This window comes from Mesorhizobium sp. M7A.F.Ca.US.002.01.1.1 (assembly GCF_004022955.1).
GTDB classification, from domain to species: Bacteria; Pseudomonadota; Alphaproteobacteria; order Rhizobiales; family Rhizobiaceae; genus Mesorhizobium; species Mesorhizobium ciceri.
In genome coordinates this window covers 1-26204 of sequence record NZ_RZQE01000031.1, presented here as the reverse complement: position 1 = coordinate 26204, position 26204 = coordinate 1, and the positions used below count along the sequence as shown (strand labels likewise).

Annotated in this window: 25 protein-coding genes and 2 pseudogenes; 17 read left to right on the top strand and 10 right to left on the bottom strand. The window is 63.1% G+C overall.

The features are described 5' to 3' along the window. The coding region (locus EN932_RS06055) for an SDR family NAD(P)-dependent oxidoreductase (protein ID WP_128368764.1) at nt 1-384 on the bottom strand (384 nt) is incomplete at its 3' end. Further along, nucleotides 384-1226: an SDR family oxidoreductase gene (locus EN932_RS06050; RefSeq protein ID WP_127384955.1), complete on the bottom strand. Its 843-nt coding sequence runs from the start codon at nt 1224-1226 to the stop codon at nt 384-386. The genes EN932_RS06050 and EN932_RS06055, both read right to left, overlap by 1 nt. Before the next feature lie 103 nt (nt 1227-1329). Here EN932_RS06050 and EN932_RS06045 point away from each other — a divergent pair, with 103 nt between their 5' ends. Next, on the top strand, nt 1330-2217 hold the full coding sequence (locus EN932_RS06045; RefSeq protein WP_127368640.1) for a helix-turn-helix transcriptional regulator: 888 nt from the start codon (nt 1330-1332) through the stop codon (nt 2215-2217). Between the two features lie 201 nt (nt 2218-2418). On the opposite strand, the gene EN932_RS06040 is transcribed toward EN932_RS06045, so the two are convergent. Continuing rightward, nucleotides 2419-3054, bottom strand: a complete 636-nt coding sequence (locus EN932_RS06040) for a TetR family transcriptional regulator C-terminal domain-containing protein (RefSeq protein ID WP_013530906.1) — start codon at nt 3052-3054, stop codon at nt 2419-2421. A 226-nt stretch (nt 3055-3280) separates the two neighbouring features. Here EN932_RS06040 and EN932_RS06035 point away from each other — a divergent pair, with 226 nt between their 5' ends. Beyond that, on the top strand, nt 3281-4609 hold the full coding sequence (locus EN932_RS06035; RefSeq protein ID WP_013530907.1) for an aspartate aminotransferase family protein: 1329 nt from the start codon (nt 3281-3283) through the stop codon (nt 4607-4609). Nucleotides 4610-4684: 75 nt separating this feature from the next. On the opposite strand, the gene EN932_RS06030 is transcribed toward EN932_RS06035, so the two are convergent. Continuing rightward, entirely contained in the window at nt 4685-5323 is a 639-nt protein-coding gene (locus EN932_RS06030; RefSeq protein WP_013530908.1) for a TetR/AcrR family transcriptional regulator, read from the bottom strand. A 121-nt stretch (nt 5324-5444) separates the two neighbouring features. Between EN932_RS06030 and EN932_RS06025 the strand changes: the two genes are divergently transcribed. The 3 genes from EN932_RS06025 (at nt 5445) to EN932_RS06015 (ending at nt 8589) form a co-directional block, all read left to right on the top strand. Beyond that, nucleotides 5445-6695, top strand: a complete 1251-nt coding sequence (locus EN932_RS06025; protein ID WP_013530909.1) for a Zn-dependent hydrolase — start codon at nt 5445-5447, stop codon at nt 6693-6695. A gap of 63 nt (nt 6696-6758) precedes the next feature. Continuing rightward, a complete protein-coding gene (hydA, locus tag EN932_RS06020; protein ID WP_128368763.1) occupies nt 6759-8210 on the top strand; it encodes a dihydropyrimidinase in 1452 nt (483 codons plus the stop codon). A 43-nt stretch (nt 8211-8253) separates the two neighbouring features. Then, nucleotides 8254-8589, top strand: a complete 336-nt coding sequence (locus tag EN932_RS06015; protein ID WP_245460933.1) for a hypothetical protein — start codon at nt 8254-8256, stop codon at nt 8587-8589. Between the two features lie 62 nt (nt 8590-8651). On the opposite strand, the gene EN932_RS06010 is transcribed toward EN932_RS06015, so the two are convergent. Further along, a complete protein-coding gene (locus EN932_RS06010) occupies nt 8652-9062 on the bottom strand; it encodes a cupin domain-containing protein (RefSeq protein ID WP_013530912.1) in 411 nt (136 codons plus the stop codon). A gap of 142 nt (nt 9063-9204) precedes the next feature. Here EN932_RS06010 and EN932_RS06005 point away from each other — a divergent pair, with 142 nt between their 5' ends. From EN932_RS06005 to EN932_RS05985, 5 genes and pseudogenes are all read left to right on the top strand, one after another. After that, nucleotides 9205-9996, top strand: a complete 792-nt coding sequence (locus tag EN932_RS06005) for an ABC transporter ATP-binding protein (protein WP_013530913.1) — start codon at nt 9205-9207, stop codon at nt 9994-9996. A 115-nt stretch (nt 9997-10111) separates the two neighbouring features. After that, nucleotides 10112-10522 (top strand): annotated as a pseudogene (locus EN932_RS06000) (endonuclease domain-containing protein); the annotation flags it as partial. Beyond that, nucleotides 10523-11401, top strand: coding sequence for an ABC transporter permease (locus EN932_RS05995; protein ID WP_127368638.1), 879 nt, complete (start codon nt 10523-10525; stop codon nt 11399-11401). Then, complete coding sequence (locus tag EN932_RS05990) at nt 11398-12552, top strand: ABC transporter permease (protein ID WP_027160664.1); 1155 nt, start codon at nt 11398-11400, stop codon at nt 12550-12552. Before EN932_RS05995 ends, EN932_RS05990 begins: the two co-directional genes overlap by 4 nt. 40 nt (nt 12553-12592) lie before the next feature. Next, the gene (locus tag EN932_RS05985; RefSeq protein ID WP_013530916.1) at nt 12593-13564 is read left to right on the top strand and encodes an ABC transporter substrate-binding protein; all 972 of its coding nucleotides are present in this window, start codon (nt 12593-12595) and stop codon (nt 13562-13564) included. Between the two features lie 50 nt (nt 13565-13614). On the opposite strand, the gene EN932_RS05980 is transcribed toward EN932_RS05985, so the two are convergent. Beyond that, nucleotides 13615-14073 carry an Lrp/AsnC family transcriptional regulator gene (locus EN932_RS05980; RefSeq protein WP_024501498.1) on the bottom strand — a complete coding sequence of 153 codons (459 nt, stop codon included), beginning with the start codon at nt 14071-14073 and terminating at the stop codon, nt 13615-13617. 125 nt (nt 14074-14198) lie between these two features. On the opposite strand from EN932_RS05980, the gene EN932_RS05975 reads away from it, so the two are divergent. Continuing rightward, complete coding sequence (locus EN932_RS05975; protein ID WP_064993845.1) at nt 14199-15482, top strand: cystathionine gamma-synthase family protein; 1284 nt, start codon at nt 14199-14201, stop codon at nt 15480-15482. A 154-nt stretch (nt 15483-15636) separates the two neighbouring features. Beyond that, nucleotides 15637-16077 carry a CHRD domain-containing protein gene (locus EN932_RS05970; RefSeq protein WP_013530918.1) on the top strand — a complete coding sequence of 147 codons (441 nt, stop codon included), beginning with the start codon at nt 15637-15639 and terminating at the stop codon, nt 16075-16077. A 211-nt stretch (nt 16078-16288) separates the two neighbouring features. Here EN932_RS05970 and EN932_RS05960 read toward each other — a convergent pair whose 3' ends face one another. From EN932_RS05960 to EN932_RS05950, 3 genes are all read right to left on the bottom strand, one after another. Then, a complete protein-coding gene (locus EN932_RS05960) occupies nt 16289-17938 on the bottom strand; it encodes a thiamine pyrophosphate-binding protein (RefSeq protein ID WP_127388415.1) in 1650 nt (549 codons plus the stop codon). Continuing rightward, nucleotides 17935-19110, bottom strand: a complete 1176-nt coding sequence (locus EN932_RS05955) for a CaiB/BaiF CoA-transferase family protein (RefSeq protein ID WP_013530920.1) — start codon at nt 19108-19110, stop codon at nt 17935-17937. The genes EN932_RS05960 and EN932_RS05955 overlap by 4 nt, the downstream gene beginning before the upstream one ends. Before the next feature lie 99 nt (nt 19111-19209). Beyond that, a complete protein-coding gene (locus EN932_RS05950; protein ID WP_024501494.1) occupies nt 19210-20142 on the bottom strand; it encodes an alpha/beta hydrolase in 933 nt (310 codons plus the stop codon). 183 nt (nt 20143-20325) lie between these two features. Between EN932_RS05950 and EN932_RS05945 the strand changes: the two genes are divergently transcribed. The 4 genes from EN932_RS05945 (at nt 20326) to EN932_RS05930 (ending at nt 25222) form a co-directional block, all read left to right on the top strand. After that, complete coding sequence (locus EN932_RS05945; RefSeq protein ID WP_127385620.1) at nt 20326-21333, top strand: ribonuclease; 1008 nt, start codon at nt 20326-20328, stop codon at nt 21331-21333. Nucleotides 21334-21497: 164 nt separating this feature from the next. Then, the gene (ettA, locus tag EN932_RS05940) at nt 21498-23147 is read left to right on the top strand and encodes an energy-dependent translational throttle protein EttA (protein ID WP_013530923.1); all 1650 of its coding nucleotides are present in this window, start codon (nt 21498-21500) and stop codon (nt 23145-23147) included. Between the two features lie 43 nt (nt 23148-23190). Beyond that, entirely contained in the window at nt 23191-23958 is a 768-nt protein-coding gene (gene tam, locus EN932_RS05935) for a trans-aconitate 2-methyltransferase (protein ID WP_128368762.1), read from the top strand. Between the two features lie 142 nt (nt 23959-24100). Next, entirely contained in the window at nt 24101-25222 is a 1122-nt protein-coding gene (locus EN932_RS05930; RefSeq protein WP_127385618.1) for a beta-ketoacyl-ACP synthase III, read from the top strand. Between the two features lie 10 nt (nt 25223-25232). On the opposite strand, the gene EN932_RS05925 is transcribed toward EN932_RS05930, so the two are convergent. Further along, nucleotides 25233-25799, bottom strand: coding sequence for an isoprenylcysteine carboxylmethyltransferase family protein (locus EN932_RS05925; RefSeq protein ID WP_127369584.1), 567 nt, complete (start codon nt 25797-25799; stop codon nt 25233-25235). Nucleotides 25800-25996: 197 nt separating this feature from the next. On the opposite strand from EN932_RS05925, the pseudogene EN932_RS05920 reads away from it, so the two are divergent. Continuing rightward, nucleotides 25997-26204: pseudogene (locus tag EN932_RS05920) on the top strand (molybdenum cofactor sulfurase); the annotation flags it as partial.

Sequence of the window (26204 nt, the reverse complement as noted above, 5' to 3'; positions counted from 1 at the left end):
GACCAATCCGGCCTTGTTGAGTGTCGGCAAGGCGGCCTGCAGGCAGGACAGCTGCGGGCGGACCTTTTCCTCCACGCCACTGCCGATGTCACTCAGGTCAAGCGCCGGGAACGGGCCGAGGCCCTTGCCGCCGCTGGCCGCCAGCACCAAGTGATCAAAGGGGCCGAGGCGCTCGAAGAATTGACGGACCTCATCCGGCTTCGACGCGTCGAAAGCGGCCTTCTCGGCAGCACCGCCAAGGCTCTTCCAAGCGCTCTTCAGCTTGTCCTCGTTGCGGCCGGTGATGGTTACCTTCATGTCCGGGCCAAGCAGTTTGCGCGCCGTCGCCAGCCCGATGCCGGACGAGCCACCGATGATGACGGTGTGTTGGATTGCCTTGGTCATCAATGCTGTTCCTTCGATGTGGGGGAGGCCGGGCCGATGAGGTCGAGGCTCAAGCTTCTCAGCTGTTGCCTTGCCTTGGCGTCGTAGGCCTGAGCATCGGCGCGGGATTCCCGCAGGCCGTCGAAATAGAGGCCGCTTTTCCCGTTGAGCGTGGGTGAGGTGGCGAGATTGAGGATGGCGTCGGCACCGGTCTCGACCGAACTCCACGGCGTCACCCTGGCCTGCCGGACCATGGTTGTGTTCATGTAGCTCGCCGGATGCAATGCGTTGACGGTGACGCCGGTGCCTTTCAACTGTTCGGCCAAATCGACGGTGAACAGGATCTGCGCCAGCTTGCTCTGGCAATAAGCGCGCACCCCGTCATAGGAGCGGGTCAGCATGACATCGCTGAAGTCGATCGCCTGCTGCCCCGCAGAGGCGACATTGACGATGCGCGCCGGCGCACTGGCCTTCAGCAATGGCAGGAGCTCCGATGTCAGCAGGAAACCGGCGAGATAGTTGACCGCGAAGCGCAGTTCATAGCCGTCGGCACTCACCTGCCTTTTGGCACCTTGGCCCGCTGTGCCGATGCCGGCATTGTTGATGAGGATGTCCAGCCGGTTCGTCCGGGCGCGCACCGCCTCGGCGAGGTGGCGCACCTCGGCCAGCGAAGAGAGGTCGGCGACCAGAAGCTCGGCCTTGCCGCCGGCGGCTTCGATCTCGGTGACAACAGCCTTGCCGCGCGTTGCATCGCGGCCGTGCACCAGCACACGGGCGCCCGCGGCGCCGAGCCGTTGCGCGACAACGCGGCCGACGCCGTCTGTCGAGCCGGTGATGAGGATCGTCTTGTCTTTGAGTTCCATGTTCAGAGCCTCCGTTCTGTTGCTCTGAACGGAAGATGGGGCAGTTGGCGCTGGCCAAACAGTTCAAACTTTATCCTGGTATCAATACTGCTATAATACGCGCATGGAGTCCCAACCTCACGCGGCCCCCACACGTTCGGCTGAAAACAGCCGCCGGCGCGAACTCGGCGCCTTCCTGCGCTCGCGCCGCGAAAGGCTGACGCCCTCGGCCGCAGGCATCGCCATCGGTCTCAGGCGACGTACGCCGGGCTTGCGCCGCGAGGAGGTGGCGATGATCGCCGGTGTCGGCACGACCTGGTACACATGGCTGGAGCAGGGGCGGGAGGTCAGGCCCTCGGTCGAGGTGCTGACGGCGCTCGCCGAAGCACTGCGCCTCGACGCCGCCGAAAAACAGCATCTGTTCATCCTCGCCGACCGCCAGCAGCCGGAGCGCCGTGCCGTAGCGCCGGAAAAGGTCGATGGCCCGTTGCTGCACATGCTGCAGAGCCTGGTGCTGCAGCCGGCCTATGTCGTCGGGCGGCGCTGGGACGTGCTGGCCTGGAACCCGGCGGCGGTGGCGGTGTTCGGCGATTATGGCCTGCTGGAGGGTGACGCCCGCAACATCGTCCACATGGTGTTCACGAGCCCGCATCACCGGCACCTGCTGGTCGACTGGGAGCAACTGGCGCACACCGTGCTGGCCTCGTTCCGGGCCGCGAGCGCCCGCTATGTCGGCGATCCGGATTTCGAGCGGCTGATCGAGTTGATGACGCGTTCGAGCCCCGAATTTCGTGCCTGGTGGCCGCAGCGCGACGTCGCGCATCGGTTGTCGGGGGTGAAACATGTCCGGCACCCGAGCGCGGGCGCCATGACCTTCGAGCATATGAGCCTGTCGATCGGCGACGGCTCGGACATGAAGCTGATCGTCTACACGCCGTTAGCCGAGCAGAATTCGATCGCCAAGCTGCAGGCATTGCTGGACGCGCTGCCGGCCGAGCGGCGCAGCGCCTGAGGTTGGCTGGCGTCCCCCTCGGCTTCGTCATCCACGGGCGAAGCGGACGCGGAAACCCGAGGATCCATGCCGGGACGTTTGCCGAAGAGTACTACGGAACAGAATTTGGACCTTTTGCGGCGCGTTGAAGTCGCGGCATGGATTCTAGGGTCTGCGCCGCGCCGCGTCGCTCCTTGCTTCGCCCTAGAATGACGAAACCATTTAGCCCTTCGGCTTCAGCCCATCGAGGAACAACTGCTCGAGAAATCTTGCCGCATCCTCGAAGCGGCCGTCGCCGCCGCGGTTCGGTCCGAGCACGGCGCGGACCTGGACGTCGAAATCGGCATAATGCTGCGTCGTCGCCCAGATCGAGAAGATCAGGTGCCAAGGGTCGGTCTTGGCGATCTTGCCGGCGCGCATCCAGCCCTTGATGACGGCGGCCTTCTCGTCGACCAGCGTTTTCAGTTCGCCCGCCAGCAGCGGCATGATGCGCGGCGCGCCTTGCAGGATCTCGTTGGCGAACAGCCGGCTCTCGCGCGGAAAATCGCGCGCCATCTCCAGCTTGCGCCTGATGTAGCTGCGCAGTTCGGTTAGGGGATCGCCAATGTCGTCGAGTTCGCGCAGTGGCGCCAGCCAGGTGTCGAGCAGGCGCTGCATCAGCGTTTCGTGGATGTCTTCCTTGCGCCGGAAATAATAGAGCAGGTTCGGTTTCGACATGCCGGCGGCTTCGGCGATCTGGTCGATGGTCGAGCCGCGAAAGCCGTTGGTGGAGAAGACCTCAAGCGCCGCCTCCAGGATGAGTTCGCGCTTTTCCTGCTGGATGCGGGTGCGGCGAGGGGCATCCGTGCCGATGGTCACCGTTGCAAGCCCTCGTGTTGAGGCTCATCTGGACCAATTCTCTGGACCAGTTTTTCCCTAGCCTGTGGAACGCACTTCAGGTGCCGCATTTCCGCTAGTAATCCTTGACCGCCTAAAGGGCGGTGCTAACGTTTGTCCAATCGGTCAAAAATTTGCGTAGCATGAAAACGCGGCAAAGACCAAGCGTTGGGCGCAGCGAAACAGTTTACAAGGGGAAGTCCTGGTCATGTCCAACCGGCTGAAAGTCACGCCGAACGATCTCAGTGCATTCTGGATGCCGTTCACGGCAAACCGGCAGTTCAAGCAGGCGCCGCGCATGATGGTGTCCGCCAAGGACATGCATTACACAACCAGTGACGGCCGCAAGGTGCTCGACGGCACCGCCGGCCTGTGGTGCGTCAATGCCGGCCACTGCCGTCCGAAGATCACCGAGGCGATCCAGCACCAGGCTGCCGAACTCGATTATGCGCCGGCCTTCCAGATGGGCCATCCGATCGTGTTCGAACTGGCCAACCGCCTGGTCGACCTGGCGCCCAAGGGCATGGACCATGTCTTCTTCACCAATTCCGGCTCGGAATCGGTCGAGACCGCGCTCAAAATGGCGATCGCCTATCACCGTGTGAAGGGCGAGGGCTCGCGCACCCGGTTGATCGGCCGCGAGCGCGGCTATCACGGCGTCAATTTCGGCGGCATTTCGGTCGGCGGCATCGTCACCAACCGCAAGATGTTCGGCACGCTGCTCGGCGGCGTCGACCATATGCCGCACACGCATCTGCCGGAAAAGAACGCCTTCACCAAGGGTGTGCCGGAGTATGGCGCGGAACTCGCCAACGAGCTGGAGCGTATCGTCGCCCTGCACGACGCTTCGACCATCGCCGCCGTCATCGTCGAGCCGGTCGCCGGCTCCACCGGCGTCATCCTGCCGCCGAAGGGTTATCTGGAGAAGCTGCGCGAGATCTGCACCAAGCACGGCATCCTGTTGATCTTCGATGAGGTCATCACCGGTTTCGGCCGTCTCGGCACACCGTTCGCCGCCGACTATTTCGGTGTCACGCCCGACATCATGACCACCGCCAAGGGCGTCTCCAACGGCGTCATCCCGATGGGCGCGGTGTTTGTGAAGAAGGAGATCCACGACGCCTTCATGACCGGCCCCGAGCACATGATCGAGTTCTTCCACGGCTACACCTATTCGGGCAACCCGATCGCCTGCGCGGCCGCACTCGGCACGCTTGACACCTACAAGGAAGAGGGCCTGCTGACCCGTGGCGAGGAGCTGGCGCCGTACTGGGAAGACGCGCTGCATTCGCTGAAAGGCGAGCCGAACGTCATCGATATCAGGAACATCGGCCTGATCGGTGCGATCGAGCTGGCGCCGATCGCCGGCCAGCCGACCAAACGGGCCTTCTCGGCCTTCGTCAAGGCGTTCGAGCGCGGCGCGCTGATCCGCACCACCGGCGACATCATCGCGCTCTCGCCGCCGCTGATCATCACCAAGGGCCAGATCAACGAATTGATCGACCATGTTCGCGATGTGCTGAGGTCAATCGATTGACGGACTGACGCGGTCGGTTGAGGTCGGCGCGGCAGCGCGCCGACCTGACCTTTGGCTTGCAACGAACCATTACAGTCAGGCGGGCAACGCACCGATCCCGGTCAGGATCACCCGCTTGATATTTTCCTTGGCTTCCCGCCATTGCCGGTCGGACAGAGGTTTTCCGCCATTGAGTGTCTCGATCTGATGGCCGAAATCGGCGTAGTGCTGGGTCGTGGCCCAAAGCATATAGAGCAGATGGCGCGGATCCACCGGGTCCATCTTGGCTTCCTCGATCCAGCGCCTGATGATCTCGACGCGGCCGTCGGTCCATTCGCGCAGCGTCGATTCCATATAGTCCTGAAGCACCGGCGCCCCGTGCATCACTTCGGAGGCCCAGACCTTCGAGCCGTCCGGATGGCGGCGTGATATTTCCATCTTGGCGTCGATATAGGCACTGATGCCGTCTATGGGCCCGCGCGCCGCGTCGAAGCAATTGGCCGCCTGTAGCCAGATTTCAAAGATGTTTTGAACGACCGACCGGTAAAGCTCTTCCTTGGTGGCGAAATAGTAGTGGAGATTTGCCTTTGGCAGTCCGGCCAGATCCGCAATCAACTGCATCGTGGCGCCGCCAAACCCTGCCTCCGCAAACACCTTCTCTGCAGCGACGAGAATGGTTTTTTCATTCTCTCGGCGGATCTCCTGTCGCCGCATGGGGCGGGTGGGTTCTGCCATGTCTACCCCAAGATTCTAGTTGACCGCTTGGTCAGGTTGTGTAGTTTAAAAGCTGACCATACGGTCAAGCTGTAAATCACTCAAGGGGCGACAAGACCCCCGGTGTAGATGGGAACTCGAGATGGCCGCACCCGGCGAGAATCTGCGAATCAATTCAGATCGTTTGTGGGATTCCATCATGGAGATGGCGAAGATTGGCCCCGGCATTGCCGGCGGCAACAATCGCCAGACCGTGACCGACGAAGACGGCGAAGGGCGGCATCTGTTCAAGCGCTGGTGCGATGCGGCCGGGCTCGAAATGGGCGTCGATGAAATGGGCACGATGTTTGCCCGCCGCGAAGGCACCGATCCCAGCCTGCCGCCGGTCTATGTCGGCAGCCATCTCGATACGCAGCCGACCGGCGGCAAGTATGACGGCGTGCTCGGCGTACTGGGCGGGCTTGAAGTGGTGCGCTCGCTCAACGATCTCGGCATCAAGACCAAACATCCGATCGTCGTCACCAACTGGACGAACGAGGAGGGCTCGCGCTTCGCGCCGGCTATGATGGCGTCCGGCGTGTTCGCCGGCGTGCTCGACCAGGCCGATGTGTACGGGCATGTCGACAAGCAGGGCAAGAAATTCGGCGAGGAACTGGAGCGTATCGGCTGGAAAGGCCCCGAGAAGGTCGGCGACCGCAAGATCCATGCCTTCTTCGAACTGCATATCGAACAGGGACCGATCCTCGAGGATGAAGATATCGACATCGGTGTCGTCACCCATGGCCAGGGCCTGAAATGGCTGCAGGTGACGCTGACCGGCAAGGAAGCCCATACCGGCTCGACGCCGATGCCCAAGCGCCGCAATGCCGGGCTCGGCATGGCGCGGGTGATCGAACTGGTGCACGAGATCGCCATGGACTACCAGCCCGATGCCGTCGGCGCGGTCGGCCACATGGAGGTCTATCCCAATTCGCGCAACATCATCGCCGGGCGCACCGTCTTCACCGTCGATATCCGCTCGCCGGAAAAGGAAGTGCTGGACGCGATGGATGGCCGTATCCGCGAAGGCATCGACACGATCTGCGATGCACTCGACATCCGCTACGAGATCGAACAGGTCGGCGCTTTCGATCCGGTGACTTTCGATGCCGGCTGCGTCAAGGCGATCCGCGATGCCGCCGACCGCCTTGGCTATTCCCATCGCAACATCGTTTCCGGTGCCGGCCACGACGCCTGCTGGATCAACCGCGTCGCGCCCACCGCCATGGTGATGTGCCCTTGCGTCGATGGCCTCAGCCACAACGAGGCCGAGGAGATCACCAAGGAATGGGCTTCGGCGGGTGCCGATGTCTTGTTCCACGCGGTGGTGGAGACGGCTGTCATCGTGGAGTGAGCTTAGAATCCACCTTCCAAACGACGCTCGTAAAGAAGCGCGAAGAGAACAAGGGAACAGTCAATGACCAAAGTCATCCGAAACGGCACCATCGTCACCGCCGACCGCACCTGGAAAGCCGATGTGCTGATGCAGCACGGCAAGATCGTCGCCATCGGTTCGGGCCTGCATGGCGACCATGAGTTCGACGCCACCGGCTGCTACGTCATGCCGGGCGGCATCGACCCGCACACCCATCTCGAAATGCCGTTCATGGGCACCTATTCGGCCGATGACTTCGAGTCCGGCACGCGCGCGGCGCTCTCCGGCGGCACGACCATGGTGGTCGATTTCTGCCTGCCGGCGCCGCAGCAGTCGCTGCTCGAAGCCTTGCAGATGTGGGACAACAAGACCTCGAAGGCGTCGTGCGACTACTCCTTCCACATGGCGATCACCTGGTGGGGCAAGCAGGTGTTCGACGAGATGGCCACGGTCGTCGACAAGGGCATCACCTCGTTCAAGCATTTCATGGCCTACAAGGGCGCGCTGATGGTCGACGACGACGAGATGTATGCGTCGGTCCAGCGCTGCGCCGATCTCGGCGCGCTGCCGCTCGTTCATGCCGAGAATGGCGACGTGGTGGCGGCACTGTCGCAGAAGCTGCTGGCTGCCGGCAACAACGGCCCCGAGGGCCACGCCTATTCACGGCCGCCCGAAGTGGAAGGCGAGGCGACCAACCGCGCCATCATGATCGCCGACATGGCCGGCGTGCCGCTCTATGTCGTGCATGTCTCCTGCGAGCAGAGCCATGAAGCGATCCGCCGGGCGCGCCAGAAGGGCATGCGGGTGTTCGGCGAGCCGCTGATCCAGCATTTGACGCTGGACGAGAGCGAGTATTTCGACAAGGACTGGGACCATGCGGCACGCCGCGTGATGAGCCCGCCCTTCCGCAACAAATCGCACCAGGACTCGCTGTGGGCCGGCCTCCAGGCGGGGTCGCTGCAGGTGGTGGCGACCGATCATTGCGCTTTCACCACCAAACAGAAGCGCAACGGCGTCGGCGATTTCACCAAGATCCCGAACGGCACCGGCGGGCTTGAAGACCGCATGCCGGTGCTGTGGACCACAGGCGTTAACACCGGCCGGCTGACGATGAACGAGTTCGTCGCGGTGACCTCGACCAACATCGCCAAGATCCTCAACATGTATCCGAAGAAGGGCGCCATCGTAGAGGGCGCCGACGCCGACATCGTTGTCTGGGATCCCAAGCGCAAGAAGACAATTTCGTCCAAGAAGCAGCAATCGGTGATCGACTACAATGTCTTCGAGGGTTTCGAGGTGACCGGCCTGCCGCGGTTCGTGTTCTCGCGGGGCGAACTGTCGATCCAGGAGGCCGAGGTCAAGGCCAAGCCCGGCCATGGTGAATTCGTCGGCCGCGAGCCGAATGCGGCGGTCAACCGGGCGCTGTCGACGTGGAAGGAAATCTCCGCGCCGCGCAAGGTGGAACGCACCGGCATCCCGGCGACCGGGGTTTGAGGTGCGGCGCGGGGGACTTCTTTTCGCGGCAGTTTTGGTTCTGGTGGCCAGCCAAGTGACGGCGGCCGGCATCGACCTAGCCAAACCTTATGGCAACAAGTCCGGCTGCATCAACAAGAACGGCCAGGAAGTCTACGCCGAGGACATGCTGCTTCTAACCAACACCGACTTCATCACGGCGACGAGCGCTTGCACCTTCACCGGCAAGAGGGTCCAGGCCGACGGCTCGCTTGTGGTGAAGGCGGAGTGCGAGGCCGAAGGCGAAGAGGGCAAGTCGCCCGCCACCTTCATCATCAAGCACAGCACCAAGAACGCCAAGAAACTGTTGATCGCGGATGCGGACGGCACCGTCTATGGGGAAGTGTCTCGGTGCCGATGATTGCCGAAGCTGGCGGGCGCAAACCTCTAGCAATTGGCCGACGGGCGCCTAGCCCGGCGAAGTCAGCTTCCGGCGACCAGCGCATCCAGTTCCGGCAGCAGGACGACGCTCTCCTGTTCGTTGGGATCGGTGCGCGCAATGACGGCAGAGGACGGGGCGCCGCTCAGGTTGGCCGGCAGATGCGGCACGCCGGCGGGGATGTAGAAGAGATCACCGGCCTTGACGACGATATGATGCTCGAGCCGGTCGCCATACCAGGTGTGAACTTCGCCGGAGAGCACATAGATCGCCGTCTCGTGGCTCTCGTGCATATGCGCCTTGGCGCGGGCGCCGGGCGGCATGGTGAGCATGTGCATGCAGATGCCGGAGGCACCGACGGTCTCGGCGGCAATGCCGGCGAAATAGGTCAGCCCCTGCTTGCCTTCATAAGTGCTTTCAGGGCGGATAAGATGACAAGTGGGTTTGGGCGACATCGGGGAAACTCCGGGCGTCGATCGCGTGGGACAAGGTCAGAGGGACAGGGCCAAATGGGACAGGGTAAGTGGAAAACAACATCGCGATAAAAGCAATCGGATTCCAGCCGCCGCGGGAACGGAAACAGGCAGGCGGCAACCGATGACGGGGAATTCGCCAGCCGTCGTCGCGGCAAGCAAACTCGGGCTGACCTTCCAGACCAATGACGGGCCGGTGCAGGCGCTGTCCAATGTCGATCTGACCATCGGCAAGGGCGAGTTCGTCTCCTTCATCGGGCCTTCGGGCTGCGGCAAGACCACGCTGCTGCGCGTCATCGCCGATCTGGAGAAGCCGACCTCGGGGGCGATTTCCGTCAATGGCATGACAGCAGAGCAGGCGCGTGAGAAACGCGCCTATGGCTATGTCTTCCAGGCGGCGGCGCTGTTTCCGTGGCGGACCATCGAGCGCAATGTGGGGCTGCCGCTGGAGATCATGGGCCTGTCCAGGGCGGAGCAAGGCGAGCGGATCAAGCGCACGCTCGGCCTCGTCAACCTCTCTGGATTCGAGAAGAAATATCCCTGGCAGCTCTCGGGCGGCATGCAGCAGCGCGCCTCGATTGCCCGTGCGCTGGCCTTCGACGCCGACCTGCTGCTGATGGACGAGCCGTTCGGCGCGCTGGACGAGATCGTGCGCGACCATCTCAACGAGCAGCTGCTGGAATTGTGGGGACGCACCAACAAGACCATCTGCTTCGTCACCCACTCCATTCCGGAGGCCGTCTATCTGTCGACGCGCATCGTCGTCATGTCGCCGCGCCCCGGCCGCGTCAGCGACATCATCGAATCGACGCTGCCGAGAGAGCGGCCGCTCGACATCCGCGAGACGCCGGAGTTTCTGGCGATCGCAGCGCGGGTGCGGGACGGGCTGCGCGCGGGGCACAGCTATGACGATTGAGGGAGCAAACGACGGGCTCCCTCCTCTCCCCAACGGGGAGAGGGTGGCCGGAGCGAAGCGGAGGTCGGGTGAGGGGGCGGCGCCGACGGATCCGACCAAGAGAAAGGTCGGGGCAACCGCTCGCGCCCGAAAGCTGCGGGTTGACGAGACCGAGGCTGAATACAGGCTTTGGGGGGAACTGAGAGACCGTCATCTCAATGGCTACAAATTTGTGAGGCAAGTGCCGCTTGGACCGTTCATCGCGGATTTTGTTTGTCGCGAGGTAAGCCTGATTGTCGAACTTGATGGTAGTCAGCACGCAGATTCTCCAACCGACCCTTCCAGGACAGCTTGGCTGAACGGACAAGGTTATTCGGTTCTCCGGTTCTGGAATCATGAGGTTTTGGCCGAACGTCGAGCGGTCCTGGATACGATCTTGGCTTGCCTTGACGGAAAGATTGCTACCCCCTCACCCGACCTCCGCTTCGCTCCGGCCACCCTCTCCCCGTTGGGGAGAGGAGGGCGCCAGTCGGCTGAGGCCCGCTAGATGGACACCTTCCGCGACAAGCTCGTTCCCGTCACCTCCATCCTCGTTGGCGTGGTCGCGCTCTGGTATGTCTTCGCCGTCATCCTCAACACGCCGTTCCAGCGCGATCTCGATCGTCGCGCCGGTGAAACATCCACGTTCAGCGAACTCATCGGCAAGACGCTGTCGCAGCCGAAGCCGACATTGCCGGCGCCGCACCAGGTGGCGGTGAATTTCTTCGAGAACACCTTCCTGCGGCCCATCACCTCCAACCGCAGCCTGGTCTACAATGCCTGGGTGACGCTTTCGTCGACGCTGCTCGGCTTCGCTTTCGGCACGGCGCTCGGCATCATCATCGCCGTCGGCATTGTCCATGTGGCGACGCTCGACCGCAGCCTGATGCCGTGGATCATCGCCTCGCAGACCATTCCCATCCTGGCTGTGGCGCCGATGATCATCGTCGTGCTGGGGGCGATCGGCATCAGCGGGCTCGTCCCGAAGGCGATGATTTCGACCTATCTGTCGTTCTTCCCGGTGACTGTCGGCATGGTGAAGGGGCTGCGCTCGCCCGAGATCATGCATCTCGACCTGATGCACACCTACAATGCCAGTCGCGCGCAGACCTTCTGGATGTTGCGCGTGCCTGCTTCGGTGCCGTTCCTGTTCACCTCGATGAAGGTGGCGGTGGCGGCAAGCCTGGTCGGCGCCATCGTCGGCGAACTGCCGACAGGCGCTGTCGCCGGCATCGGCGCCAAGCTGCTCGCCGGCGCCTATTATAGCCAGTCCATCGACATCTGGTCGGCGCTGGTTGCTGGCTCAGTGGTGGCAGCCCTTCTGGTCATGGTGGTCGGCATTGCCGGGCGCCTCGTCGACCGCGCCATGGGCGGGAGGCCGGCATGAACTGGCTGAAACCCTCCTGGCAGGCAGTGCTGGCGATCGTGCTGTGCCTGATCGCTGTGGCGCTCGGCCCGATCGCCGCGCCGAAAGTCGATGCACTGGCGCAGCCTGCAGGGACGTTGATATACCCCTATGTGGCGACGACCTGGCTGATTTTCGGCGTGCTGCTTGTCGCCGCTTTGATCTCGATGACCAGAATACCGTCCATTGTCGAAGCCGTTGTGCTTTTCATCGGCGCGCATCTGGCCGCCTGGCTGCTGATTGGCGGCATCACCGGCTTCGAAGGCCTGGCGCGGACGCCGTTCTTCCTGTTGCTCACCGGTGCATGGCTGCTTGGCTGGCGCTGCGTGGCGGTGCTGTCATCATTGCGTCCGTTCGCCAAATGGGCTCGCACCGCGCTGCGCCTGATCATCCCGGCCATCTTCGGCGCCTGGATCCTGATCATCTGGGAAGCGGTGACGCGTGGGGCCGGCATACCCTTCATCCTGCTGCCGCCGCCAAGTGCCATCGGCGCGCGCATCGCCGGTTCGCTGCCGGTGCTCGGCGCCGATGTCCGCCAGACCATCTTCAAGGCGGTCATCTTCGGCTATGTCGTGGGCAGCGGCGCCGGCTTCATCACCGCGGTGCTCGCAGACCGTGTGCCGTTCCTGCGACGCGGCCTGTTGCCGATCGGCAACATGGTCTCGGCGCTGCCGATCATCGGCGTCGCGCCGATCATGGTGATGTGGTTCGGCTTCGACTGGCAGTCCAAGGCGGCGGTGGTCATCATCATGACCTTCTTCCCGATGCTGGTGAACACGGTCGCCGGTCTGGCCGCCTCCGGCCATATGGAGCGCGACCTGATGCGCACCTACGCGTCGGGCTACTGGCCGACGCTCTTGAAGCTTCGGCTGCCGGCAGCAGCTCCCTTCATCTTCAACGCGCTGAAGATCAACTCGACGCTGGCGCTGATCGGCGCCATCGTTGCCGAGTTCTTCGGCACGCCTGTCGTCGGCATGGGCTTCCGCATCTCGACCGAGGTCGGGCGGATGAACATCGACATGGTCTGGGCCGAAATCGCAGTTGCAGCACTTGCGGGTTCGGTCTTTTATGGCGTGGTCGCTCTTGTGGAAAGAGCCGTCACGTTTTGGCATCCCTCTGTCCGTGGTGGATAGGGGCGGTGGGTTTAGGGCACTAACTTCAGAGGGTAACAAAATGAAAAGACTGATTATTCCCGTTCTGGCTGGCGCGATGTCGCTTGCCGCTTTCCAGGCAATGGCCGCCGACAAGGTGACGTTGCAGCTGAAATGGGTCACGCAGGCCCAGTTTGCCGGCTACTATGTCGCCAAGGCCAAGGGTTTTTATGAGGCCGAGGGTCTCGACGTCGACATCAAGCCGGGCGGTCCCGATATCGCGCCCGAGCAGGTGATCGCCGGCGGTGGTGCCGACGTTATCGTCGACTGGATGGGCGGTGCGCTGGCTGCCCGCGAAAAGGGCGTGCCGCTGGTCAACATCGCCCAGCCGTTCAAGAAGGCCGGCATGGAGCTGGTCTGCCCGAAGGACGGCCCGATCAAGACCGAAGCCGACTTCAAAGGTCACACGCTCGGCGTCTGGTTCTTCGGCAACGAGTATCCGTTCTACGCCTGGATGAACAAGCTCGGCCTGAAGACCGAGGGCGGCCCGGACGGCGTCACGGTGCTCAAGCAGAGTTTTGACGTGCAGCCGCTGATCCAGAAGCAGGCGGACTGCATCTCGGTCATGACCTACAACGAATACTGGCAACTGATCGACGCCGGCTACAAGCCGGAACAGCTGACCGTGTTCAACTACTCGGCCATGGGCAACGACCTGCTCGAGGACGGGCTCTATGCGTCCGAAGACAAGCTCAAGGATCCGGCCTTCGAAGACAAGATGGTGCGTTTCGTGCGCGCCTCGATGAAGGGCTGGAAATATGCCATCGACAACAATGACGAAGCCGCAGGCATCGTCATGGACGGCGGCGGCCAGGACGAGAACCACCAGAAGCGCATGATGAGCGAAGTCGCCAAGCTGATCGACAATGCCGACGGCAAACTTGACCCGGCGACCTACGAGCGCACCGCCAAGGCGCTGCTCGACCAGAAGATCATCACCAAGGAGCCGACCGGCGCCTACACCACCGCCATCACCGACAAAGCGGTCAAGTAAGCCTAGCCGGCAACATATCTATCCAGAAAGCGGCGCCTCCGGCAGAAATGTCAGAGGCGCCGTTCCTTTATGGTGTTCATGACGAAGCTGGTCTCGATCGAGGCGACGCATTTCAGCCGCGCGATCTTTTCCTTGATGAAGCGCTCGTATTGTTCGAGGCTTCCCGTCACCACTTTCAGCACATAGTCGCGCGAACCGGTGACGAGGTGGCATTCCAGCACCTCTTCCCAGCCGCGGATCGCGTCCTCGAACATCACGATCTCGTCTTCGTTCTGGCGGCTGAGCCGGATGGTGGCGATGGCGACCATGCTCCAGCCGAAGGCTGAGGGATCGACCAGCGTGGTGTAGCCTCTGATGACCCCGGTCTCCTCCAGCCGCCGCACACGCCTCAGGCAGGGCGACGGCGACAGGCCGATGCGCTCGGCAAGCTCGTTGTTGGTGATGCGGGCGTCGGCCCGCAGCTCACGCAGGATTTTCAGGTCGAAATCGTCGGCTATCTTCTGCTGCACTTTCGGTCTCTCCAGGCAATTTGTTGCGGGGATGCAGCCATGTGAGCCCAAAAATAGCAAGGACTGGTGGAACGAGATCGCATAAATTGCCGTTCACTATTTCACTCGAACAGGCAGGAAAAGCCATGACCGCGCCACGCCCGTCGAAAACCCATATCGGCAACCACAAGCTCCACCCGGAGACGCTGATGCTGAGCTATGGCTTCGATCCGCAGCTGTCGGAGGGCGCCGTCAAGCCGCCGGTGTTCCTGACCTCGACCTTCGTGTTCAAGTCGGCGGAGGAGGGACGCGACTTCTTCGACTACACATCCGGCAGGAAGGAGCCGCCGAGCGGCACCGCCTCCGGCCTGGTCTATTCGCGCTTCAATCATCCCAACAGCGAGATCGTCGAGGACCGGCTGGCGATTTATGAGGGGACGGATGCCTGTATCCTGTTTTCATCGGGCATGTCGGCGATCGCCACGACACTGCTCGCCTATGCCCGTCCAGGCGACGTCATCCTGCATTCGCAGCCACTCTACGGCGGCACGGAGACGCTTTTGACGCGCACGCTCTCCGGTTTCGGCATCGGTGCTGTCGGTTTCGCGGATGGCGTGGATGAGCCGGCGGTGCGCACGGCCGCCGACGCGGCCGTCGTGAAAGGCCGCGTGTCGGTCATCCTGATCGAGACGCCGTCAAACCCGACCAACAGCCTGGTCGACCTCGCGCTGATGCGCAAGATCGCCGACGAGATCGGTGCGAGCCAAGGGTCAACGCCGATCATCGTGTGCGACAACACATTGCTGGGTCCGGTGTTCCAGCGGCCGATCGAACATGGTGCCGACGTGTCGGTTTATTCGCTGACCAAATATGTCGGCGGCCATTCCGACCTGATCGCAGGTGCCGCCATGGGCAGCAAGGCTATCACCAAGCCGATCAAGGCGCTGCGCGGCGCGATCGGCACGCAGCTCGACCCGCATTCCTGCTGGATGCTCGGCCGCTCGCTGGAGACGCTGTCGATCCGCATGGAGCGGGCCAACGACAATGCTCGCCTGATCGCCGAATTCCTGCGCGACCACGCCAAGGTCGACAAGGTGCACTACCTGCCGTTTCTGGGCGAGAATACGCCGGCCGGCCGCGCCTACAGGGCGCAATGCAGCGGCGCCGGATCAACCTTCTCCTTCGACATCAAGGGCGGGGAGAAGGCGGCTTTCGCCTTCCTCAACGGATTGCAGATCTTCAAGCTGGCGGTGAGCCTCGGCGGAACGGAATCGCTGGCCAGTCACCCCGCGGCCATGACCCATTCGGGCATTCCCTTCGAGGTGCGCCAGCGCATCGGCGTGCTGGAGACCACGGTCAGGCTGTCGATCGGCGTCGAGCATCCGGACGATCTGATCGCCGACCTGACGCAGGCGCTGGCGGCGGTCTGACCGCTATCGCTGAAGCCGGACAGGACGGCCCCTAGGATCTCTATACGTCATCACAAAAATGTGTGGTTGGATACATTGTGCCGCCAGGCCGTTCCGTTGGCGCATGCGCGCGCCGGGGAGCCGCGACGCGTGCACAGTCAATCGGAGGTTCTTCATGCGCACCCAATCCTTCTTACCGGCGCTGTCGGCGCTGGCCATTTCGACCGCTTTCCTGTTCGCATCGCCGGCCCTGGCAGCCATGGAAAAGTTCAAGGCGACACTAGACGGCAGCCAGCAGAGCCCGCCCGTCACCACGAAGGGTAAGGGCACGGCCACTTTCACCTTCGACACGACCAAGAAGAAGCTCAACTGGAACGTCAAATATTCCGGCCTCAGCGGACCGGCGACGGCCGCGCATATCCATGGCCCTGCGGCGATGGGTGAAAACGCCGACCCTGTCATCCCGTTCAAAAAACTCAAGAGCCCGATCAAGGGGTCGGAGACGCTCACTGATGCCCAGGCGGCTGACCTTGAGGCCGGCAAGTATTACGTCAACGTCCACACCAAAGCGAACCCGAATGGGGAGGTCCGCGGCCAGATCGAGAAGGCGAAGTAGCTGACCGTTGAAGGTTGGCGGGACAGCGCCCCCCTCTGTCCTGCCGGACATCTCCCCCTCAAGGGGGGAGATCGAATGTACTTCGGGTTTCGCCAATCGCCAGTGTTGGAAGAAGGGCGAGACGACGAAACTGCCAATCTCCCCCCTTGAGGGGGAGATGCCCGGCAGGGCAGAGGGGGCGTGAAGGAATTCGACTTGACCCGGTCGGCTCTCAAACCTTGTCGCGGATCTGGGTCATCGTCCGGGTCGGGGTGATCGCTTCGGGGTCGAGCCGGATCTCGACGATCGCCGGCTTGCCGCTGGCGCGGGCGCGTTCGAAGGCCGGGGCGAAGTCCGCCGTCTTCTCAACCGTTTCGCCATGGCCGCCATAGGCGCGGGCGAGAGCCGCGAAATCGGGGTTCTTGAGGTCGGTGGCCACCACGCGGCCGGGATATTCGCGCTCCTGATGCATGCGGATGGTGCCGTAGATACCGTTGTTGACGACGACGACGACGATCGGCAGGTCGTATTGCACGGCAGTGGCGAATTCCTGCCCGTTCATCAGGAAGCAGCCGTCGCCGGCGAAAGCGACCACGGTGCGCTCTGGAAACAGCTCTTTGGCGGCGACTGCCGCAGGCGTGCCATAGCCCATCGAGCCTGACGTCGGCGCACCTTGAGTGGCGAAGCGGCGGAAGCGATGGAAGCGATGCACCCAGGTGGCGTAATTGCCTGCGCCGTTGGTGAGAATGGCGTCGTCGGGCAACATCTTTTCGAGATAGTTCATGATCGGGCCCATCTGGACCGGGCCGGGGCCGCTTTCGGGTGGTGTCGACCAGTCGAGATAGGTGGCATGCAGCTTTGGCGTCTCGGCTGCCCAGACGGGTGCGGAGGCCGGCTTGCGTTTGGCGAAAGCGTCGACGAAGGCGGACGGCGAGGCGTTGATCGCCAATGCCGGCCTGTAAACGCGGCCGAGCTCGCCGGAATCGGCATGGACATGGACCAGTGTCTGGGCGGGGTAGGGGCTTTTCAGCAGCGTGTAGTCCGAGGAGGGCATTTCGCCCATGCGGCCGCCGATCAGCAGCACGAGGTCGGCCTGCTTGATCGCTGTGGCCAGCTTCGGGTTGATGCCTATGCCGACATCGCCGGCATAGTTCGGATGCAGATGATCGAACAGCATCTGGCGGCGGAAGGAACAGCCGACCGGCAGCGACCAGGCCTCGGCGATCGCGCGCATTTGTGCAACCGCCTCGGCGTCCCAGCGCGTGCCGCCAAGGATGACGAAAGGCCGCTTGGACTTAGCCAGCAGCTTTTCCAGCGCATCGAGTTCCGCTTCGCCGGCCCGTGTTTCCACCGGTGTGTGCGGCAAGGCGACGGGCGCCTCGACGACACTGGTCAGCATGTCTTCGGGCAGCGAGATCACCACCGGGCCGGGACGGCCCGATGTCGCCACGGCGAAGGCGCGGGTGACGAATTCTGGGATGCGCGAGGCGTCGTCGATCTCGACTACCCATTTGGCGATGTCGCCGAAGAACCTCTTGTAATCCACCTCCTGGAAAGCCTCGCGCTCCTTGGCGTGGCCGGCGACCTGGCCGATGAACAGGATGACGGGTATCGAATCCTGCATGGCGATGTGGATGCCGGCCGAGGCATTGGTGGCGCCGGGGCCGCGGGTGACGAAGCAGATGCCGGGCTTGCCGGTCAGGCGGCCGTGGCAATCGGCCATCATGGCGGCACCGCCTTCCTGGCGGCAGACGATGGTGCGGATCGCTGAATCGTGCAGCGCGTCGAGCACCGCCAGATAGGATTCACCGGGCACGCAGTAGATGCGGTCGGTGCCGTTGGCTTCGAGAGCGTCGACGATGAGTTGTCCGCCGGTCTTCATTGTCCAGACTTCTCCAGTTCGGCAAGGATTTCTTGCGTGTGCTCGCCCAGGCGCGGCGAGGGGCGCTCATAGACCAGCGGCGTGCCCGACATCACCATCGGCGCGCGCACCGAAGGCAGAAGATTGCCATGGCCATCGTCCAGGTCGAGCCGCATGCCGCGCGCGATCGTCTGCGGGTCGGCGAACATCTGGCCGATCGTGTTGATCGGGCTCGCCGGCACGCCGGCCGCTTCCAGCTTTGCCAGCAGCGGATCGCGGTCGAAGATCTTCAGCGCTTCGATCACATGCTCGCGCAGCTTGACCCGGTTGGCGACCCGGGCGGGGTTGGTGGCGAAATCTGGATTGGCTGGCAGATCGTCCAGCCCGACGGCAGCGCAGAATTTGGCGAACTGGCCGTCATTGCCCACCGCCAGGATGATGTGCCCATCCCGGACCGGCACCACCTCGTAGGGGGCGATGTTCATATGCGCATTGCCCATCTGCACCGGCGATTTGCCGGAGACGAGATAGTTCAAATTCTGGTTGCCGAGCGCCGAGATCTGGGTGTCGAAAAGCGCCATGTCGACATGCTGACCTTCGCCGGTCTGCTCGGCATGGCGCAGTGCTGCCTGGATGGCGATGACCGAATAAAGGCCGGTGAAGATGTCGGAGATGGCGACGCCCGCCTTTTGCGGCTCGCGGCCGACCTCGCCGGTGATCGACATCATGCCGGCCATGGCCTGGATGATGAAGTCGTAGCCGGCGCGCGGTGCGTACGGACCGTCCTGGCCGAAACCGGTGATCGAGCAGTAGACGAGGCGCGGGTTGATCTTGCGCAGGCTGTCATAGTCGAGGCCGTATTTCTTCAGGCCGCCGAGCTTGAAGTTCTCGATCAGCACGTCCGAAGTGGCGACCAGCCGGCGCACCGTCTCGGCGCCTTCCGGGGTCGAGAAATCGATGGCGATGGAGCGCTTGCCGCGGTTGCAGGAATGGTAATAGGCGGCCGACAGGTTCTCGCCGTCCTTGCCCATGACGAAGGGCGGGCCCCATTTGCGGGTGTCGTCGCCGCCATCGGGGCTCTCGACCTTGATGACATCGGCGCCGAGATCGGCAAGCAACTGCCCGGCCCATGGCCCGGCAAGGATGCGGGCGAGTTCGACGACGCGGACGCCTTTCAGCGGGGGCTCAGCCATGGATCACCGTGGTTGCCGCAATCACTGCGATTGCTGCGAAAGCAGAGCCTCTATCAAGCCCTGCAACGGCTGTCACGGCTCTTGCAATGGGCCAATCCGTCACGCTTTGAGGACTTCGTCGGCCCAGGCGGCGAAATCATCCATGATAATGTCGCGATTCACCTCGTTCAGGCTTTCGTGGCGGGTGTCGGCGTAAACCTTTGAAACCAGATTCGAAAAGCCCATCTTGCGCATGCGATCGGCAAGATGGGTGATCCCTTTGCCATAGTCGGAAGCCGGATCCTTCTCGCCGCCGACGATGCTGACGGGCAGGTCGCGCCGGATACCGGCAAAGCCGGCATCCTTGCCGCCGTTCAGCGCCATACCGACGACGTCGCGCCACATCGACACCGAAGCGTCCCAGCCGCACAAGGGATCGGCAATGTATTTCGCCACTTCCGCTTCGTCGCGCGACAGCCAGTCGAACACTGTGCGGTGATTGGGCACCGCCTTGCCCCAGGCCTGGAAGGTGAGTTTCGGCAGCAGGCGCGATGGCACGTCGGAGCCGAGCCGCATCCGTTCCCAGGCAAGGATGCCGAGCGCAAGCTGCCCAAGCGGGCCTTGGGAGAAATTGCCGTTCCAGATTGCTGCCGCGTGAACGCGTGGCGAGTGGCGCAACAGGTAGTTCAGCGCCACCGACGCACCCATCGAATGGCCAAACAGGATGACCGGTCTGTTTGGCCGTTCGCGGGCGATGAGATCATGGATGACGTCGACGTCGGCGATCACCTTGGCGGCACCGTCCCTGTCGGCGAACCTGCCGAGCGGAGCGTCGGACGCCTTGGTCGCGCCGTGGCCGCGATGATCGTGGACATAGACGTCGAAACCGCGCGAGCCAAGAAAATCGGCAAAGCGGGCATAGCGCGCTGCGTGCTCGGCTAGCCCGTGATTGATCTGGACGACGGCGCGTGCCCGGCCATCGGCCTGCCTGACGAAAAGATTGAGCTCGGCACCGGTCGGCGAGGCAACCACGCGCTGCTGGCTGAATGACATGCCGCCTGGTCCCGCCCTTGCTTTTGTCGTCGTTGGCTTTGTTTGCGCCGGCCCACATTATGCGTCAATCCGGCAAACCCGCTTTTCGCGACGATGTTTCTTGCGTTCGGTCAGCAAAATATCGCAATTCTGACATGGAGACAGCTTCAGTCTGTCGCCCACTTCTTCAGCCGGGGATTCTCCATGCGCATCGGTGTCGTTTTCGGATTGGCCATGTTGGCGGCGTCGCTGGCCGGGGCCGCGCATGCCGACGTGAAGATGAGCGGCAGCTTCGTCGCCGACGCCGCCTGTCCGGCGACGCAAGCGATCAAGAACGGCAAGAACCCCGGCAATGTCTCGACCGATGCCGGGCAGAGCTATCAGCTGCTTGCCGGCAACAAGGATACGCCGACGCATTATCTCATCCTGGTGCCGGGCGCCGATCCGGAGCGCCGCTGGGTGAAGGTCAGCTGCGGCCATGTTTCCGGCAGCAGCGCGGCGACCGTGCCGGCCGCGCCTGACGGGCAAGGCAAGCCGGCGGCATCGGGGAAGCCCGAATACGTCTTCGCGCTGAGCTGGCAGCCGGCGTTTTGCGAGACAAAGTCGAACAAGACCGAATGCAGGGCACAAAGTACCGGCGATTTCGACGCCACGCATTTCACCTTGCACGGCCTGTGGCCGCAGCCGAATGGCAATTTCTATTGCCAGGCGACGGCGAGCGACAAGGCCAACGACAATCCGGCCCACTGGAAAGACCTGCCGCCGGTCAATCTTGACGCCAACACCCGCACGGAACTCGATCAGGTGATGCCTGGAACGGCCTCCCATCTCGAACGGCATGAATGGATCAAGCACGGCACCTGCTACGGCAAGAGCCAGCAGGACTATTTCTCCGATGCGCTGAATTTGATGCGCGCGGTGAACAGTTCGCCGGTGCGCGATCTCTTTGCCAAGAACATCGGCGGCAAGCTGACGGCCGACCAGATCCGCGGCGCTTTCGACACTGCCTTCGGGGCGGGAGCAGGGGACCGCGTGCGCGTTTCCTGCGTCATCGATCCGTCGAGCGGCAGGCGGCTGATCGGCGAACTGACCCTCGGCCTCGCCGGCCCGATCGGCCCGAACAGCGCGCTCAAGGACCTGCTGCTGGCTTCGGTGCCGACCAACAAGGCAGGCTGCCCGACCGGCACCGTCGACGCTATCGGGTTCCAGTAAGGGCGGCTGAACGGCGCCTAGACTGCACGAGCAGCGGTCCACACTTGTCCGTGTGATTGGCCTGATCTGGCAAAAGCGATTGCCGTTCGCCGCCGCATCGCCTACATAGCGGCCAACCTCCATTCAATTCGACAAATCCAGTCGGTTTTTCAGGGAAAGCGCGCGTGGCACGCCAGTTCATCTATCACATGGCCGGCCTCAACAAGGCCTATGGCACCAAGAAGGTGCTCGAGAATGTCCATCTCTCCTTCTATCCGGACGCCAAGATCGGCATCCTCGGCCCCAACGGTTCGGGCAAGTCGACGATCCTCAAGATCATGGCTGGGCTCGACAAGGAGTGGAACGGCGAAGCGTGGCTCGCCGAAGGCGCCACTGTCGGCTACCTGGCGCAGGAGCCGGCGCTCGATCCGGACAAGACCGTGTTCGAAAACATCATGGAAGGCGTCGCCGCCAAGACCGCCATCATCGAGCGCTACAACGAATTGATGATGAACTATTCCGACGAGACGGCCGACGAGTCGGCCAAGCTCCAGGACGAGATGGATCGGCTGAACCTGTGGGACCTCGAACAGCAGGTCGAGATGGCGATGGAAGCGCTGGGCTGCCCGCCCAAGGATTCGGAAGTCACCAAGCTTTCGGGCGGCGAGCGCCGCCGCGTCGCGCTTTGCCAGCTTCTGCTGCGCCAGCCCGACCTTCTGCTGCTCGACGAACCGACCAACCATCTCGACGCCGAAACCACGGCATGGCTGGAAAAGCATCTGCGTGCCTATCCGGGCGCCGTGATGATCATCACCCACGATCGCTACTTCCTCGACAACGTCACCGGCTGGATCCTCGAACTCGATCGCGGCCGCGGCATTCCCTATGAGGGCAACTACACCAAATACCTCGAAGCCAAGGCCAAGCGGCTCAAGCAGGAAGGCCGCGAGGACGATGCCCGCCAGCGCGCCATCGGCCGCGAGCGCGAATGGATCCAGTCGAGCCCGAAGGCCCGCCAGACCAAGTCCAAGGCGCGTATCCAGGCGTTCCAGGACCTTTTGGATGCAGCCGACAAGCGGCGTCCGAGCGATACGCAGATCGTCATCCCGCACGGCGAACGGCTCGGCAATGTCGTGATCGAGGCGGAAGGCCTGTCGAAGGGCTTTGGTGACACGCTGCTCATCGACGGCCTGGAATTCAAGCTGCCGCCCGGCGGCATCGTCGGCGTCATCGGCCCGAACGGCGCCGGCAAGACGACGCTGTTTCGCATGATCACCGGCCAGGAAAAGCCGGATGCGGGTTCTGTGCGCGTCGGCGAAACGGTGAAGCTCGGCTATGTCGACCAGAGCCGCGATGCTCTCGATCCGTCGAAGACGGTGTGGGAAGAGATTTCCGGCGGCGCAGAAGTGGTCAAGCTCGGCAAGTTCGAGGCCAACACGCGCGCCTATTGCGCGTCGTTCAACTTCCGTGGCGGCGACCAGCAGCAGAAGGTCGGCAACCTCTCCGGCGGCCAGCGCAACCGCGTGCATTTGGCCAAGATGTTGAAGACCGGCGGCAATGTGCTGCTGCTCGACGAACCGACCAACGATCTCGACACCGAAACGCTGGCCGCGCTCGAAGACGCGCTGGAAAATTTCGGTGGCTGCGCGGTCATCATCTCCCACGATCGCATGTTCCTCGACCGCCTGGCGACGCATATCCTCGCCTTCGAGGGCGACAGCCATGTCGAATGGTTCGAGGGCAATTTCGAGGATTACGAGCAGGACAAGATCCGCCGCCTCGGGCCAGATGCCGTCAACCCGCACCGCATGACCTACAAGAGGCTGACGCGGTAAGGGGTTTTCCGGGCGGCGATCTCAACCGGCATGAGGAGCTCAAATGGCTGATTGGTCCGCCGCCCAATATCTGAAATTCGAGGACGAACGCACGCGGCCCGCGCGGGATCTTGTGGCGCAGGTGCCCGTCGACTTTCCGCGCCGGGTCGTCGACATCGGCTGCGGGCCTGGCAACTCGACCGAACTGCTCGTCGGGCGCTGGCCGGATGCTGGGGTGAGCGGCTTCGACACTTCGCCCGACATGATCGAGAAGGCGCGGGCTCGCTTGCCCGAGGTCATCTTTGATCTGGCCGATGCCTCCACATGGCAGCCGGCGGAGCCGGTCGACGTGATCTTCGCCAATGCGGTGTTCCAGTGGCTGCCCGAGCATCCCGCAGTCTTCCAGCGGCTGATGGGTTTCCTCGCGCCAGGCGGCGCGCTTGCCGTCCAGATGCCCGACAATCTGGGCGAGGACTCCCACCGCCTGATGCGCGAGACCGCCGCCGAATTGCCGTTTGCCGAAAAGCTCAAGGGCGCGGCACGCGGGCCGTTGCCGCCGGTGTCGTCCTACTATGACCTCCTGTCGCCGCTCAGTGATCGGCTGGATATCTGGCATACCATCTACAACCACCCGCTTGCCGACGCGCAGGCGATCGTCGAATGGGTGAAGTCGACGGGCCTGAAACCGTTCCTCGATCCGCTGGATTCCGACGAACGGGCGATGTTCCTCGAAAGCTACACGGCCAAGATCGCCAAGGCCTATCCGAAAACGGCTAGCGGTAAGGTGCTTTTGCGCTTTCCACGCATCTTCATCGTTGCCAAGCGGGCCTGATTATCCACGTTGCACGAGGACCAGTCCGGCCTAAACCTTTGGTTTAAGCCGGCGTAAACCGCCGCGGTGAGAAAACTGTTGCGCCGGAGCGTTCCGGCGCCCACATGAAGCCCGCAACGCCTGCGGATGGGACGGACTGGACATGCATCGCGTCATCATCAGCGGCATCGGCGTTGAAATCCCTGAAGCCACAATCACCAATGAAGAGCTGGTGGCCAGCTTCAATGCCTGGGTCGACGCGGAGAATGCGCGCCGCCTGGGCACCGACGAGCCGCCGCTGGCGAAATCGGATAGCGACTTCATCGTCCACGCTTCGGGCGTGCGCACCCGTCATGTCATCGAGCGCGAAGGCATTCTCGACCCGACCCGCATGTCGCCGCGCATTCCGGCTCGGCCCGACGATGCGCTGTCGCTCGAAGCCGAGTTCGGCATCGCCTCGGCAAAGAAGGCTCTCGAGCATGCGGGACTACAGCCGTCGGATATAGACCTGGTGATCTGCTCGGCCTCGCATCACCAGCGGCCCTATCCGGCGATCGCCATCGAAATGCAGGAGGCGCTGGGCACGAAGGGCGCAGGCTTCGACATGGGGCTCGGCTGTTCTTCGGCGGCGGCGGCCTTGCACATCGCCGTCAATTTGGTGCGGTCCGGCGCGCACAAGCGCATTCTGGTGACGACGCCCGAGATCATCACCGGCCATCTCAATTTTCGCGACCGGCAGACGCATTTCATTTTCGGCGACGCTTCGGTGTCGATGGTGCTCGAAGGCCTGGCCAAGGGCGACAAGCGGCCGGGGCGCTTCGAGGTGCTCGACACGCGCATCTGGACGCAGATGTCGAACAACATCCGCACCAATCTGGGCTACCATACCCGCACCGCCCAGGATGATCCTTACATGATCAATCTGGAAGGCAATCTGATCAAGCAGGTCGGCAACAAGGTGTTCAAGGAAGTCACCGTCGCCGGGCAGAAATTCATCGTCGAATTCCTCGCCGAGCACGGGCTGACGCCACAGGCGATCAGGCGCTTCTGGCTGCATCAGGCCAATGCGCGGATGAATGCGATGATCCTGAAGCTGTCGTTCGGCCACGAGGTCGATCACGACCGCGCGCCAATGGTGCTGGAGCGGCTGGGCAACACGGCGGGCGCCGGGGCCATCGTCGCGCTGTCGGAGAACCACGCCGATATGAAGCCGGGCGATTTCGGTCTGATCTGCGCCTTCGGCGCGGGGTACTCGATCGGCGGCGCGCTGCTGAGAATGCTTTGAGGCTGCCGCGTCAGGCTGGTGCGAACGGCACCAGCATCGGAACGCGCGCGGCATAGTCGTCATAGGCGCTGCCCAGTTCGCCGCGCAGGAAATTTTCTTCCAGCCTGGCTTTCGTCACGATGCCGATGATGAGCAGCGCGGTTCCGGCTATGCCCCAGATGGTGCCCTTGGCTGCCATGGTGGCGAGGATCGCCAGCAGCAATCCGGTGTAGATCGGATGCCGGACAAGGCCATACGGGCCGGTGTTGACGACACGGTGCCCGGCCTTGGCGGTGATGGTGCCCGACCACAGCCTGCCAAGATGCAGGCGCGCCCACCAGGCAAAGGCGATGCCGATGGCGATCAGGGCGACACAGATCCAGGCTTCGGGGAGATCAGGCATCCACAGCCTGAGCCGGCCTTCATAGCCGTGCGCCGGAATGAACAGCAGCACCGCGCCGGCTACCCAGAGACCCCGATAGCGGGCCTCCGCCTTGAACCCGGCGCGCTTCTGGGCAGGGTCGGACCACAAAGCGGCGACGGCCCAGCTTCCTGCCCAGATCAACCAAAGCAACGTGATTGCCGTCACAGGTCGCATGATCAGCCTCCGCAAACCGTCTGGACGTCACTATGAAACCGGCACCGCGCGCCGGCAATGTGGTGCGAGATCGATGACAGGTAAGAAAAGCGTGATCGCGATCCTATCGGTGCTGTTGATCGGACGATCAGCACTTTCGACTGGACGCCGCGAAGCGCGCCCGGCTAACTCGCTGGATGACGAATGGAAAGAACGCCATGCCGGATCTCTTCCCCGAGGCTGAAAAGCCGGTTGAAATCATCGCCGCGCGAAAGCTTGCCGCCAGGGCGGCAGCGCTTTACGTGGCGCCGGCGGATCATTTTCAGACGCGCCCGGTGGACGAATTGCGGCTGGGTTTCGACGGCATATCAGGCGATTTCCATGCTGGACCGACGCGGCGCTCGGGCGGGCGCGAGCCCTGGTATC

Coding starts and splice junctions, on each gene's coding strand:
- EN932_RS06050 (WP_127384955.1), bottom strand. CDS start 1,226: ATGGAACTCAAAGACAAGACGATCCTCATCACCGGCTCGACAGACGGC.
- EN932_RS06045 (WP_127368640.1), top strand. CDS start 1,330: ATGGAGTCCCAACCTCACGCGGCCCCCACACGTTCGGCTGAAAACAGC.
- EN932_RS06035 (WP_013530907.1), top strand. CDS start 3,281: ATGTCCAACCGGCTGAAAGTCACGCCGAACGATCTCAGTGCATTCTGG.
- EN932_RS06030 (WP_013530908.1), bottom strand. CDS start 5,323: ATGGCAGAACCCACCCGCCCCATGCGGCGACAGGAGATCCGCCGAGAG.
- EN932_RS06025 (WP_013530909.1), top strand. CDS start 5,445: ATGGCCGCACCCGGCGAGAATCTGCGAATCAATTCAGATCGTTTGTGG.
- hydA (WP_128368763.1), top strand. CDS start 6,759: ATGACCAAAGTCATCCGAAACGGCACCATCGTCACCGCCGACCGCACC.
- EN932_RS06010 (WP_013530912.1), bottom strand. CDS start 9,062: ATGTCGCCCAAACCCACTTGTCATCTTATCCGCCCTGAAAGCACTTAT.
- EN932_RS06005 (WP_013530913.1), top strand. CDS start 9,205: ATGACGGGGAATTCGCCAGCCGTCGTCGCGGCAAGCAAACTCGGGCTG.
- EN932_RS05995 (WP_127368638.1), top strand. CDS start 10,523: ATGGACACCTTCCGCGACAAGCTCGTTCCCGTCACCTCCATCCTCGTT.
- EN932_RS05990 (WP_027160664.1), top strand. CDS start 11,398: ATGAACTGGCTGAAACCCTCCTGGCAGGCAGTGCTGGCGATCGTGCTG.
- EN932_RS05985 (WP_013530916.1), top strand. CDS start 12,593: ATGAAAAGACTGATTATTCCCGTTCTGGCTGGCGCGATGTCGCTTGCC.
- EN932_RS05975 (WP_064993845.1), top strand. CDS start 14,199: ATGACCGCGCCACGCCCGTCGAAAACCCATATCGGCAACCACAAGCTC.
- EN932_RS05970 (WP_013530918.1), top strand. CDS start 15,637: ATGCGCACCCAATCCTTCTTACCGGCGCTGTCGGCGCTGGCCATTTCG.
- EN932_RS05960 (WP_127388415.1), bottom strand. CDS start 17,938: ATGAAGACCGGCGGACAACTCATCGTCGACGCTCTCGAAGCCAACGGC.
- EN932_RS05955 (WP_013530920.1), bottom strand. CDS start 19,110: ATGGCTGAGCCCCCGCTGAAAGGCGTCCGCGTCGTCGAACTCGCCCGC.
- EN932_RS05950 (WP_024501494.1), bottom strand. CDS start 20,142: ATGTCATTCAGCCAGCAGCGCGTGGTTGCCTCGCCGACCGGTGCCGAG.
- EN932_RS05945 (WP_127385620.1), top strand. CDS start 20,326: ATGCGCATCGGTGTCGTTTTCGGATTGGCCATGTTGGCGGCGTCGCTG.
- tam (WP_128368762.1), top strand. CDS start 23,191: ATGGCTGATTGGTCCGCCGCCCAATATCTGAAATTCGAGGACGAACGC.
- EN932_RS05930 (WP_127385618.1), top strand. CDS start 24,101: ATGCATCGCGTCATCATCAGCGGCATCGGCGTTGAAATCCCTGAAGCC.
- EN932_RS05925 (WP_127369584.1), bottom strand. CDS start 25,799: ATGCGACCTGTGACGGCAATCACGTTGCTTTGGTTGATCTGGGCAGGA.